Raw genomic sequence first — 12,381 nt, 5'->3', positions numbered from 1 at the left:
CGGTCAGTCGCTCGGGTCGACCGACTCCAACGCCGCCTCGAAGTCGGCCATCGTCACCGAGAGCGCGTCGGCGTGGTCGTTGGCGGCCTCGCCGTACTCGTCAGCGACGCGTTCGACGGCGCGCATCGTGGCGTCGCGCGCGACGGCGGTGAGGTCCGCGCCCGAGTAGCCCGCCGTCCGCGCGGCGACCTCTTCGAGGTCCACGTCGTCCGCGAGCGGCTTGTGCTCCGTGTGGACCCGGAGGATGGCGAGGCGCGCCTCCTCGTCGGGTTCGGGCACCTCGACGTGGCTCTCGAGGCGACCGGGGCGCAGCAGCGCGGGGTCGAGTGCGTCCTTCCGGTTGGTCGCGGCCAGCACCGCGAGGCTGGGGTTCTCGGCGGCCCGGTCGAGTTCCGTGAGCAGTTGCGAGACCACCCGCTCGCCGACGCCCGAGTCGCCCGCGAAGTCGCGGTCGCCCGCGATGGCGTCTATCTCGTCGAAGAAGACGATGACCGGGGCGGCCTGCCGGGCGCGCTCGAACAGTTCGCGGACGGCCCGCTCGGACTCGCCGACGTAGCGGTCGAGCAGTTCCGGGCCGGCGACCTGGATGAAGTTCACCTCCGACTCGCCGGCGATGGCGCGCGCGAGCAGCGTCTTGCCCGTCCCGGGCGGACCGTGGAGGAGCACCCCGGTGGGCGGGTCGGCGTCGGCGGCGTCGAACAGCGGGCCGTAGGTGAGCGGCCACGTCACCGCGCGCTCGAGCGCCTCCTTCGCGTCGTCGAGGCCGCCGACGTCCGCGAACGTGGTCGACGGCTTCTCGGCGACGTACTCGCGCATCGCGCTGGGTTCGACGCTCGCCATCGCCGCCTCGAAGTCGGCGCGCGTCACCTCCACGCTCCCGAGGTCCGCGTCCGCGTCGTCGTGGCGCGCGCGCCGGAGCGCGGTCAGTGCGGCCTCCGTGGTGAGCGAGTCGATGTCCGCTCCGACGAAGCCGTACGTCCGCGCGGCGAGGCGGTCGAGGTCGACGTCGGCGGCGATGGGCATCCGCCGGGTGTGGACGTCGAGTATCTCGCGCCGGCCGGCCTCGCCGGGGACGCCGATCTCGATCTCCCGGTCGAACCGGCCACCGCGCCGGAGCGCGGGGTCGAGCGCGTCCACCCGGTTGGTCGCGCCGATGACGATCACGTCCTCCCGGGCGTCCAGCCCGTCCATCAGCGAGAGGAGTTGTCCGACGACGCGGTTCTCCATCCCGCCCTCGTCCTCGCGTTCGCCCGCGATGGAGTCGATCTCGTCGAAGAAGATGATGGCGGGAGCGTCCTCGTTGGCCCGCCCGAATATCTCGCGCAGGCGCTCCTCGCTCTCGCCCTTGTACTTCGAGGTTATCTCGGGACCGGACACCGAGATGAACGTCGCGTCCACCTCGTTGGCGACGGCCTTGGCGATGAGCGTCTTGCCCGTCCCGGGCGGGCCGTGCAGCAAGACCCCTTTCGGCGGGTCGATGCCGAGGCGGGTGAACACCTCGGGTTCCGCCAGCGGGAGTTCGATGGTCTCGCGCACCAGGTCGAGTTCCTCGTCCAGCCCGCCGATGTCCTCGTAGGTGACGCCGCTCACCGGCTGAGACGGTGCCTGCTCCGAGCGGGCACCACCCCCGGTGCCGGTACCGCTCTCGGCGTCGGAGCCGGTCCCGTCCGTTCCGTCCGCGCCGCCCGCATCGCTCGACCGCCCGCCTCGGTCGCCGCTCGTCACGTCGATGTTCACCGGGCCGTCGTCCGTCCGCTCCGCCCGGTCGCTCGCGCCGCGGCGTTCCACGGTCACGTCCGTCTCGTCGGTCACGCGGACCGACCCCTCCGGGAGCGTCGCCGTGACCACGAACACGTTGCCTCCGAGGTGCGGGAGGCGGACCTGTTCGTCGACGCGGACCGGTCGGCCGTCGAGGTCGCGTTTGGCCGCCCGCGCCAGCGTCTCCGCGTCGATGTCGACCGAGTCGAGCGCTTCCGGTGCCCTGAGCGTCACGCGCTCGGCGTCCTCGACCTGTTCCTTGGTGACCCGAACCGTCTCGCCGATCTTCACGCCGGCGTTGGCGCGCGTCTCGGCGTCGACGCGGAGTTCGCCCGGTTCGGAACCCGTCCCCGCCGGCCAGACCTTCGCCACGGTGTCGCGCTCGCCGCTGATGCGAACCGTCTCGCCCGACAGCACCCCTAGCGCGCTCATCGCCCGCTCGGGGAGACGAGCGATTCCCCGGCCGGCGTCCCGTTTGGCCGCGCCCCGGACGGTCAACTCGATGCCGTCTCTACTCATGTCGGCGGCTTTGGAGGCGGGAGGCTTACCGCTTTCCACCGCGAGCGGACGACGCCTCCTCGCCTCCCGGCCGTCTCAACGGCGCTGCTCGCGACACAGCGAGCAGAACTCGTCGATTCCGTCGACCGAGGGCACCGTCATCTCCGCCTCGAACGACCGCTCGCTGACGAACGTCCGCGCCCACCTGCAGTGTGGCGGCTCGGCGAAGTGCCAGGTCCCGCCCGATTTCCGTGCGACTCTCATCCCTACGACGGTTCTACGTGGTATCCAATAAGTATTTTACTCGATGCAGAGACACACGGGACTAGACGGATTATCGATGCTTCCCGTCGACCCGCCTGCGACCGAAGGGCGGCGGCGGTTCGCATCGACGGTTCTCCCCCGTCTTCGACCCAGTTCGACGCCCGCGTTACGCCCCGGTGTGGCTCACCCGGTCTGGCCCTCGTTCCCTCCCTCTCCCCACCCGAACGCTCGCCGTCGTTTCCGGCACACGGTGCAGAACTCGTCGAGGTCGCTCGCGGAGGAGACGGTCGTCTCCTCGTCGAACGACTCCTCGCTGGCGAAGTTCTGCGCCCAGCCGCAGTGCGGCATCTCGGCGAAGTGCCAGAGTTTCCCGGACTTTCGAGCGACTCTCATGCCCGTGCCACACGTACGTGGTCGGTACTAAGTATTCAGACAGTATCCGTGATAAGGCGGCGGTTACGCGGACGCTCGCCGTCCTTCCCGGTGGGGTAGGGACGTCCTTCCCGGGGCAATCCGCTCGCCTCCGTCGTTGGTCACCGTGGGGCGGTCGGGTTCGTTCGCTTCGACGTGGCGGGCGAGCGGCGACCCCCGAATCCATCCGGGACCTCGCCTCGTCGATATCCGACAGTCGCGGCGGAGGCCGGTGTCCCGCCGCGTGGGGTCCCCCGTCCGACACACGCCCTGCCAGACCACCGACTTGATGTACGCGCGGGGATTTCCCCCGATATGGACGACCAGGAGGTCTCGGACCAGTACGCCCCGGAGGCGGTGGAGTCCGCCGTCGCGGAGCGCTGGGACGAGACGGACGCCTACGAGGCGGCGAAGGCGGCGCACGCCGACGACCCCTCCTTCTTCTTCGTCGACGGGCCGCCGTACACGACGGGCCAGATGCACCTCGGGACGGCGTGGAACAAGACGCTGAAGGACGCGGTCATCCGCCGGACGCGGATGGAGGGGTACGACGTCACGGACCGGCCGGGGTACGACATGCACGGGCTCCCCATCGAGACGAAAGTCGAGCAGGAACTCGGCTTCGAGACCAAGCGCGACATCGAGGCGTTCGGGATGGAGGCGTTCATCGAGGAGTGCCGGGAGTTCGCCGAGCGCAACCGGGGGAACATGGACGAGGACTTCCAGTCCATCGGCGTCTGGATGGACTGGGAGGACCCCTACCGCACCGTCTCGCCGGAGTACATGGAGGCGGCGTGGTGGGCGCTCTCGCGCGTCCACGACCGCGGGCTGGTCGAACAGGGCAAGCGCGCCATCTCGCAGTGTCCCCGGTGTGAGACCGCCATCGCGGACAACGAGGTGGAGTACCACGAGATCGAGTCGCCCAGCATCTACGTGAAGTTCCCCCTCGCGGACCGCGAGGGGAGTCTGGTCGTCTGGACGACGACCCCGTGGACCGTCCCGGCGAACGCGTTCGTCGCCGTCTCGCCCGACCTCACCTACCAGCAGGTCCGCGCGACGAGGGACGGCGAGTCGGAAGTGCTCTACCTCGCCGAACGGTGCGTCGAGAGCGCCCTCAAAGAGGGCCGGTACGACGACTACGAGGTGCTCGCGGAGTTCTCGGGCGAGGACCTCGTCGGCTGGGAGTACGACCACCCGCTCGCCGAGGAGGTGCCCGACCACGCCGACTTCGAGGGTGCCGGGCAGGTGTACACCGCCGACTACGTCGAGGCGGACCGCACCGGCCTCGTCCACTCCGCGCCCGGTCACGGGCAGGAGGACTTCGAGCGCGGGCGGGAACTCGGCCTCGACGTGTTCTGCCCCGTCGGTGGCGATGGCGTCTACACCGAGGCGGGCGGCAAGTACGCGGGGCAGTTCGTCCGCGACGCGAACGACGACATCGTCGCGGACTTGGACGCGAAGGGACTGCTGCTCGCGTCCGGCACCCACCGCCACCGCTACGGCCAGTGCTGGCGGTGCGACACGGACATCGTCTTCCTCGCGACCGACCAGTGGTTCATCCGCATCACCGACATCAAGGAGGAGTTGCTCGACAACATCGACGACAGCGAGTGGCACCCGCCGGGCGCGCGCGACGGCCGCTTCCGCAACTTCGTCGAGGACGCGCCCGACTGGAACATCTCCAGACAGCGCTACTGGGGCATCCCGCTCCCCATCTGGGTCCCCGAGGACGCCGAGAACTACGACGCCGAGGACCTCGTCGTCGTCGCCACCCGCGAGGAACTCGCGGAACGCGTCGACCAGGACGTCGACCCCGAGACCATCGACCTCCACCGCCCCTCCGTGGACGACCTGACCATCACCGAGGGCGGGGCCACCTACGAGCGCGTGCCGGACGTGTTCGACGTCTGGTTCGACTCCTCCGTGGCGAGCCTCGGCACCATCGGCTACCCCGGCGACGAGGAGGCGTTCGAGCGCCTGTGGCCCGCCGACCTCATCATCGAGGCGCACGACCAGACGCGCGGCTGGTTCTGGTCGCAACTCGGGATGGGGACGGCGGCGCTCGGTGAGGTCCCCTACGACGAGGTGCTGATGCACGGGTTCACCACGCTCGGCGACGGCACCAAGATGAGCAAGTCCCGGGGCAACATCGTCACACCGCAAGAAGCCATCGAGGAGGTGGGCCGCGACCCGCTGCGGTGTTACCTGTTGAGCCACGAACAGCAGGGACAGGACCTCGCGTTCGAGTGGGCCGGCCTCCACGAGATGCAGTCGACGCTCAACATCCTCTGGAACGTCTTCCGCTTCCCGCTGCCGTACATGCGCCTCGACGGCTACGACCCCGCCACGGCGGACCTCTCGGACGGCGACCTGTCGGTCGTCGACGAGTGGGTGCTCTCGCGGCTCCAGAGCGTGAAAGCCGAGATGAGCGAGGCGTGGGACGACTACCGCGTCGACGACGCGCTGAACGCCCTGCTCGACTTCGTCACCGGCGACGTGTCGCGCTTCTACGTGAAGGCCATCCGCGAGCGGATGTGGGAGGACGAGGACTCCGCGAGCAAGCGGGGCGCGTACGCCACGGTGTCGTTCCTGCTCGACGAGGTGACGCGCCTGCTCGCGCCGTACGCACCGTACCTCACCGAGCGGATGTACCAGCACCTCGACGGGGAGGCGACGACGGTCCACGAACTCCCGGTGCCCGCGGTGGACGAGACGCTCCGCGACGGGGACCTCGAACGCGACATGGCCGTCCTCCGGAGCGTGGAGGAGACGGCCGCGAACGCGCGACAGCGCGCCCAGCGGAAGCTTCGATGGCCCGTCACGCGCGTCGTCGTCGAGAGCGACGACCCGGCGGTCCGCGAGTCGGTCGAGCACCTCGCCGGCCTGCTCGGGGAGCGCGTGAACGCACAGAGCGTCGAGGTGACCGACTCGTACGGCGAACTGGTCGAAGTCGCCGAACCCGAGATGTCGAAGCTCGGGCCGGCGTTCGGCGCGGACGCCCAGCAGGTGATGGCCGCCGTCGAGGGCGCGGTCCGTTCGGAACTGGAGACGGACGGCAGCCTCTACGTCACCGTCGGCGGCGACGAGTACGAACTCGACGACGAGATGGTGTCGTTCCACTCGCAGGCCCCCGAGGGCATCGTGAGCGCCGAGTTCGAGGGTGGGACGGTGTACGTCGACACCGAACTCACGGAAGCCATCGAGTCCGAGGGGTACGCCCGGGACGTGGTGCGGCGCATCCAGGAGATGCGCAAGGACCTCGACCTGGAGGTGGACGAGGCCATCCGCGTCTCGGTCGACGCCGCCGACGAACGGGTCGCCGGATTCGTCGAGGAACACCGCGCGTACATCGCCGAGGAGACGCGGGCGGCGGACTTCGACACCGACGAGTTCGACCCCGACGCCCCCCAGTTCGACCTCGTCGAGGAGTGGGACGTGGAGGGCGTGGGCGTCACCATCGGCGTCGCGCGCGCCTCGCCCGAACAGACCGTCGACGACTGAGCGACCGGGCGCGCCGTCGGGACGCCCGGACCGACGACCGTGGCGCGCGCCCGGTCTCGACCCCCTCCCGACCGCGTCGGCCGCTCCCGTTCGGACTGCTCGTCCCGACTGCGAGCGTCCACCCGACCCGAGACGAGTACGAGTCTTAAAGTTCCGAACTGGAGTACGGGACAGTGGTGTTCGCGGAATTCGTCGATGGTGAACGAGGCAACGCCGTCCTCGGGTGGGCGATGGTCGGAATCGTCGCGCTGAGTGCCGTCGAGAGCCTTCTCACGCGCGCACTCCTGTGGGGTGGGTTCTCGCTGTTCCTCGCGGCCGCGGCGTCTCTCCCGGCGCTGGCGACCCGCGACTGGAGGGCGGTCGTCCCGTGGCCGCTCCTGGCCGTCGCCGCCGCCGCCGTGGTCGCCCGGGCGTTCGAGTTTTACACCGAGACCGCCGGGTTCCTCGCCGTCGCGGCGCTCGCGTTCGTGGTCGCCGTCGAGATCGACCTGTTCACTCCCGTCGAACTGAGCCGCCGGTTCGCCGTCGTCTTCGGGGTCATGACGACCATGGCGGTCGAGGCGCTCTGGGTCGTCGCCCAGTTCGCCTCGGACGCCCTCGTCGGGACGGCGTTCCTGCGCACGCAGACCGAACTCCAGGAGGACATCGTCATCGTCACCGTCGTCGGATTCGCACTGGGCGGGGTCTTCTACTGGTACTTCGCGAGAGTCGAGACCGAGGGAGCAGCCGACCGGCCGACCGGCCGGACGAGGACGCGATGACGCTCGGCGACGCGCTGGGAGCGTCGGACTCCCAGGAGCGACTCGTCGCGCGACTCCTCCAACTGGTACTGCTCGGGTTGATAGTCTTCGGGCTGGCGACGAGACGGACGGCGGTGGCCGCGACGGCGGGTATCGCGCTCGCCGTGACGCTCCTCCCGGCGCTGTTCCGGCGCGAGTACGGGTACTCGATGGACGCCGGTCTCGTCCTCTGGCTCGCCGTCGCCATGCTGCTCCACACCGTCGGTTCGCTCGGGGTGTACGACCGGTACCAGTGGTACGACGAGGTGACCCACTCGGTTTCGGCGACCATCGTCGCCGGTGTCGGGTACGCGTCGTTCCGGGCGCTGGAACGTCACTCCGCGGACGTCGACGCGCCGTCGGAGTTCTACCCGGTGTTCATCGTGGTGTTCGTCCTGGCGGCGGGCGTCCTCTGGGAGGTCGTGGAGTTCGCCCTCGGCGGACTGATCCCCGTCTACGGGGTCGACGACATCGTCACCGACTTCGTCTTCAACGCGGTCGGCGCGGTGGTCGTCGCCGTCTGGGGAACCGGGTACGTCGGCGGACTCGTCGCGTTCTTCGGCCGGTTCGTCCGGTCGAGTTGACCCCCGACCGGCCGTCGCCGTGACCCCGCCGAACGACGACGACCTCCGGGCCTCGGACGTAGAACGACGCGACGTCGTCACGGCGCGTGGGGACGCACGCCTCGTCCGAACGGCTACGCCGACGTGGCGACGAGGTAGAAGTACCGCGACCCGCCCCGGCTCACCTCGCCGCTGACTGTCACCTCGAACCCGCCGCCCTCGAGCATCGCCTCCCAGTAGCCGAGCGGGTCGTCCGTCCGCTCGTGCGTCGCGGCCAGTTCGAGTACGCCGAACTCCCCGCCGTCGGCGAGCACCCGCCGGGCCTCCCCGACCGCGCGCTCGGCCGTCCCGCGCGGCAGGTCGTGGAGGACGCGACACGCCGTCACCGCGTCCTGGGTGCCGTCGCGGACCGGCAGGCGTCCCGCGTCGCCGCGAACGGCCGCCGCGTCGAGACCGGCGGCCGCGGCGTTCCGCTCGGCGAGGCGCGCGCCGTTGCCCAGAATGACCCGCGCGTCGAACGTGTCGAGGGCCGTGACGCGCGTGCCCGCGAGCGACTCGACCCCGCCGCTCTCCTCCGGGACGTCGCCTGGCCACTCCGCGTCGACCCGCCCCTCGCCCGACAGCGCCAGTCCGACGAGCGAGCGGCCGGTTCCACAGCCGACGTCCAGCCAGCGGTCGGCGTCGCGCAGGTCCATCGCGTGCCGGAGCGGCGCGTACTTCCACGCGTCCGGCTGCCACGGCGCGGGGACGAACAGCCGCTTCAACGCGGGCTGGGCGTACCAGAGACCGGCGAACACCGCGACCAGTCCGGCGACGAACGCGGGCCGCGTGGCGAGGACCGTCCCGGCGACCAGTCCAGCCAGCGCGGCGGCGACGCCGACGGCGATGCGCCGGCCGCGCCGCCGCCAGTGGTACACCCCGAAGTAGTAGCGGGCCACGCTCGTGCCTCCCGTGCGACGGCCTTCGCCCTGTCGGTCGACTCGACGGACTTATCTGAACGACTTTGCAATCGTTCGAGTATGGCATCATCGACCCAGCGACTGGAGCGGCTCATCGCCGACGAGGTGGGCGAGTGCTGTGCGGGCGACGTGGACGAGAGGCTCGCGGAGTTGGACGCGCTCGCCGCCCGCGCCGGCGCGGGCGGCGCGCTGGCGGCGGACACCCGCGCGCTGTCGGCGCTCGGGAACGACACGCGCTACACCCTCGCCCGCCTGCTCGCGGCGGCGGACGGCGACCTCTGCGTCTGCGAACTCGCGCCGCTGGTGGACGTGAGCGAGTCGGCGGTGAGCCACGCGCTGTCCGACCTGACCGACGCGGGACTCGCGTCGCGCCGGAAGGAGGGGAAGTGGCGCTACTACGCCGCCACCGCGCGGACCGACGCCCTGCTGTCCGCGCTCGATTCGACCCGGGGGACCGTGGATGAGTGAGGCGGTCGGCTCCGAGAGCACCGACGGGACCAACGCGTCCGGCGCGGACCTCGGCGTCCTCGACCGGTACCTCACGCTCTGGATCGCGCTCGCGATGGCGCTCGGCGTCGGTCTGGGGTACGCCGTCCCGGGCGTCGCGGACGCGCTGAACGCGGTGACGGTCAACGGGACGAGCCTCCCCATCGCCGTCGGCCTGTTCGTGATGATATACCCCATCATGGCCGAGATCGACTACGACCGCATCCCGCGCGTCACGCGGACCGCCCGGCGGGAAATCGCGCTCACCCTCGGGTTCAACTGGCTGGTCGCGCCGTTCGTCATGTACGGGCTGGCCGTCCTGTTCCTCGGCGGGCACCCGGGGTACGTCACGGGTCTCATCATCGTCGGTATCGCGCCGTGTATCGCGATGGTGCTCGTCTGGAACGAACTCGCGGCCGGGAATCAAGAACTGTGTGCGGTCTGCGTCGGTGTCAACAGCCTGCTCCAGATAGCGCTGTTCGTCCCGTACGCGTTCCTCTTTCTCACCCTGATGCGCGGGACGGCCGTCGACGTGAGCGTCCGGCTCATCGCGGTGACGGTACTGCTCTTCCTGGGACTGCCGCTCGTCCTCGGCTACCTCACCCAGCGGGTCGCGTTCCGGACGGTCGGCGAGGCGGCGTACTACGAGCGAATCGTCCCCCGCATCTCCCCGCTCGGGCTGCTCGGACTGCTGTTCACCATCGTCGTGATGTTCGCGCTGAAGGGGGAGTACATCCTGACCAACCCGGGGGAAATCGCGCTCATCGCGGCCCCGCTGTTCGTCTTCTTCGCGGGGATGTGGGCGCTCGCGTACGGTGCGTCGGCGGCGCTGGGCTTCAGCTACACCGAGGCCATCAGCGTCGCGTTCACCGCGTCGTCGAACAACTTCGAACTCGCCATCGCCGTCGCCGTCGCCGTGTTCGGCATCGCGAGCGACGCCGCGCTGGCGACGGTCGTCGGCCCGCTCATCGAGGTGCCGGTGATGCTCGCGCTCGTCCGGGTAGCGCTGGCGACGCGCGGCCGACTGTTCCCGGACGCCGAGGGGGTGAGCGGCGTTGCCTACTCCGACTGAGCGCGGCGACGAGGACGACGACCCGCTCCGGGTCGCGTTCGTCTGCGTCCAGAACGCCGGCCGCTCGCAGATGGCGTACGCGTTCGCAGAGCGCGAACGCGACCGCCGGGAACTCGGCGACCGGGTCGAACTCCTGACCGGCGGGACGATGCCGGCGGACCACGTCCACGAGGAGGTCGTCGAGGCGATGGCCGACGCCGGGTTCGACGTCTCGGGCCGGACGCCCCGCGAAGTCACGCAGGCGGAACTCAGCGAGTCGGACTACGTCGTGACGATGGGCTGTTCGGCGGACGGCATCTGCCCGGCCACGTGGACCGGCGAGAGCCGCGACTGGGCCCTCGACGACCCGGACGGGAAGTCGCCCGGCGAGGTGGCGGCCGTCCGCGACGACGTCGCGCGGCGCGTCCGGGACCTGTTCGACGAACTCGAGGCCGCCCTCGCGTAGACGGCCGGGTCGCTCGGCCGTGGTCACTCCGCCGAGTCGTCGTCCTCGCGCGCCCACCCCTTCGCCCGTTCGACCGCCTCGCCCCAGCGGTCGTACCGTGCCTCGACGTCGGCCGCGGGGTCCGCCTCGAACCGCCGGTCGACGCGCCAGTTCGCGCGCAGCGAGTCGACGTCCGCCCAGTAGCCCACCGCGAGGCCGGCGGCGTACGCCGCCCCGAGCGCCGTCGTCTCGTCGACGGCGGGCCGGACGATGTCCGTGCCGAGCACGTCCGCCTGCATCTCACAGAGGAAGTCGTTGCGCACCGCGCCGCCGTCGGCGCGCAGCGTCGCCAACTCGATGCCGGCGTCGGCCTCCATCGCGTCGGTCACGTCGCGCGTCTGGAACGTGATGGCCTCGAGCGTCGCGCGGACGAGGTGCTCGCGGCGCGTCCCCCGCGTGATGCCGAGCACCGCGCCGCGCGCCCGCTGGTCCCAGTGGGGCGCGCCCAGGCCCGTGAACGCCGGGACGAGGTAGACCCCGTCCGTCGAGTCGACCGACCGCGCCAGCCGCTCGGTCTCGGCCGCGTCGTCGACGAGCGTGAGGTCCTCCAGCCACTCGACGGCCGCGCCGGTGACGAAGATGGAGCCCTCCAGCGCGTACTGCACCGCCTCGCCCGACCGCTGGAACGCGACGGTGGTGAGCAGGCCGTGTTCGCTCTCGACGGCCTCGCTCCCCGTGTTCATCAGGACGAACGACCCGGTGCCGTAGGTCGTCTTGGCGTCGCCCGCGTCGAAGCAGGTCTGGCCGAACAGCGCGGCCTGCTGGTCGCCCAGCGCGCCCGTGACCGGAACCGACGCGCCGAACACGCCGTCCGCGTCCGTGTGGCCGTACGCCTCCTCGTCGCTCGACGGGCGCACCTCCGGGAGACACGCCCGGGGGACGCCGAACTCCGCGAGCAGGTCGTCGTCCCACGCGCCCTCGTGGATGTCGTACAGCATCGTCCGCGAGGCGTTCGTGACGTCGGTGACGTGCGCCTCGCCGCCGGTGAGGTTGTACACCAGCCACGAGTCGACGGTGCCCACCAGCACCTCCCCGGCCGCCGCGCGCTCCCGGAGGCCCCCGTCTCCCCCGCCCGCGTTGTCGAACAGCCACTCGGCCTTCGTCGCGGCGAAGTACGCGTCCGGCTTGAGTCCCGTCGTCGCGCGTATCTCGTCGACCCGGCCGGCCGCCTCCAGTTCCTCGATACGTTCGGTCGTCCGGCGGTCCTGCCAGACGACGGCCTCGTGGACCGGGTCGCCCGTCTCCGCGTCCCACGCGACGGTCGTCTCGCGCTGGTTGGCGACGCCCAGGGCCGCCAACTGCTCGGCGTCGATACCGGCGTCGTCGAGCGCGCCGCGTATCACCCGCTCGGTGTTCCGCCAGATTTCGGTCGCGTCGTGTTCGACCCACCCCGGCTCGGGGTAGTGCTGTTCGTGCGTCTCGTAGGCGCTGGCGACGACCCGGCCGCCGTGGTCGAACACCATGAAGCGGGTTCCGGTCGTCCCCTGGTCTACCGCGCCGACGTAGGTGTCTTCGGTCATGTTCTCCCGGTCACCGCGGGTGACCCTCGACGGGGTGTGCGCGCGGCGCTCTGTTAAGCGTTCCCGACTCCCGCGATTCCGGCGCT

The 12,381-nt window shown here is 70.8% G+C and carries 11 protein-coding genes; 6 read left to right on the top strand and 5 right to left on the bottom strand.

The annotated features are described in order from the left end of the window. Positions 1-3: 3 nt before the first annotated feature. From AC6RUA_RS04505 to AC6RUA_RS04495, 3 genes are all read right to left on the bottom strand, one after another. A complete protein-coding gene (locus AC6RUA_RS04505) occupies positions 4-2,277 on the bottom strand; it encodes an AAA family ATPase (RefSeq protein ID WP_499814746.1) in 2,274 nt (757 codons plus the stop codon). 75 nt (positions 2,278-2,352) lie between these two features. Then, positions 2,353-2,520: a hypothetical protein gene (locus tag AC6RUA_RS04500; RefSeq protein ID WP_499814745.1), complete on the bottom strand. Its 168-nt coding sequence runs from the start codon at positions 2,518-2,520 to the stop codon at positions 2,353-2,355. Positions 2,521-2,703: 183 nt separating this feature from the next. Next, on the bottom strand, positions 2,704-2,913 hold the full coding sequence (locus tag AC6RUA_RS04495; protein WP_499814744.1) for a hypothetical protein: 210 nt from the start codon (positions 2,911-2,913) through the stop codon (positions 2,704-2,706). A gap of 333 nt (positions 2,914-3,246) precedes the next feature. On the opposite strand from AC6RUA_RS04495, the gene ileS reads away from it, so the two are divergent. From ileS to AC6RUA_RS04480, 3 genes are all read left to right on the top strand, one after another. Beyond that, entirely contained in the window at positions 3,247-6,432 is a 3,186-nt protein-coding gene (gene ileS, locus AC6RUA_RS04490; protein ID WP_499814743.1) for an isoleucine--tRNA ligase, read from the top strand. A gap of 173 nt (positions 6,433-6,605) precedes the next feature. Further along, a complete protein-coding gene (locus AC6RUA_RS04485; RefSeq protein ID WP_499814742.1) occupies positions 6,606-7,193 on the top strand; it encodes a hypothetical protein in 588 nt (195 codons plus the stop codon). Then, the gene (locus tag AC6RUA_RS04480; RefSeq protein ID WP_499814741.1) at positions 7,190-7,795 is read left to right on the top strand and encodes a DUF2238 domain-containing protein; all 606 of its coding nucleotides are present in this window, start codon (positions 7,190-7,192) and stop codon (positions 7,793-7,795) included. The genes AC6RUA_RS04485 and AC6RUA_RS04480 overlap by 4 nt, the downstream gene beginning before the upstream one ends. 113 nt (positions 7,796-7,908) lie before the next feature. Here AC6RUA_RS04480 and AC6RUA_RS04475 read toward each other — a convergent pair whose 3' ends face one another. Next, a complete protein-coding gene (locus AC6RUA_RS04475; RefSeq protein ID WP_499814740.1) occupies positions 7,909-8,712 on the bottom strand; it encodes a class I SAM-dependent methyltransferase in 804 nt (267 codons plus the stop codon). Between the two features lie 81 nt (positions 8,713-8,793). Here AC6RUA_RS04475 and AC6RUA_RS04470 point away from each other — a divergent pair, with 81 nt between their 5' ends. The 3 genes from AC6RUA_RS04470 (at position 8,794) to AC6RUA_RS04460 (ending at position 10,736) form a co-directional block, all read left to right on the top strand. Then, positions 8,794-9,201 (top strand): ArsR/SmtB family transcription factor, encoded by a 408-nt coding sequence (locus tag AC6RUA_RS04470; RefSeq protein ID WP_499814739.1) that lies wholly within the window; start codon positions 8,794-8,796, stop codon positions 9,199-9,201. Further along, positions 9,194-10,291: an ACR3 family arsenite efflux transporter gene (gene arsB, locus AC6RUA_RS04465; protein WP_499814738.1), complete on the top strand. Its 1,098-nt coding sequence runs from the start codon at positions 9,194-9,196 to the stop codon at positions 10,289-10,291. The genes AC6RUA_RS04470 and arsB overlap by 8 nt, the downstream gene beginning before the upstream one ends. A 70-nt stretch (positions 10,292-10,361) precedes the next feature. Further along, positions 10,362-10,736: an arsenate-mycothiol transferase ArsC gene (locus tag AC6RUA_RS04460; RefSeq protein WP_499815397.1), complete on the top strand. Its 375-nt coding sequence runs from the start codon at positions 10,362-10,364 to the stop codon at positions 10,734-10,736. Positions 10,737-10,759: 23 nt separating this feature from the next. Here AC6RUA_RS04460 and glpK read toward each other — a convergent pair whose 3' ends face one another. Continuing rightward, a complete protein-coding gene (gene glpK, locus AC6RUA_RS04455) occupies positions 10,760-12,295 on the bottom strand; it encodes a glycerol kinase GlpK (protein ID WP_499814737.1) in 1,536 nt (511 codons plus the stop codon). Positions 12,296-12,381 lie beyond the last annotated feature (86 nt).

It is taken from the genome of Halorarum sp. SLYT50, assembly GCF_059821265.1.
The sequence above is the reverse complement of the archived record's forward strand: the minus strand, read 5'-3'. Positions and strand labels throughout refer to the sequence as shown.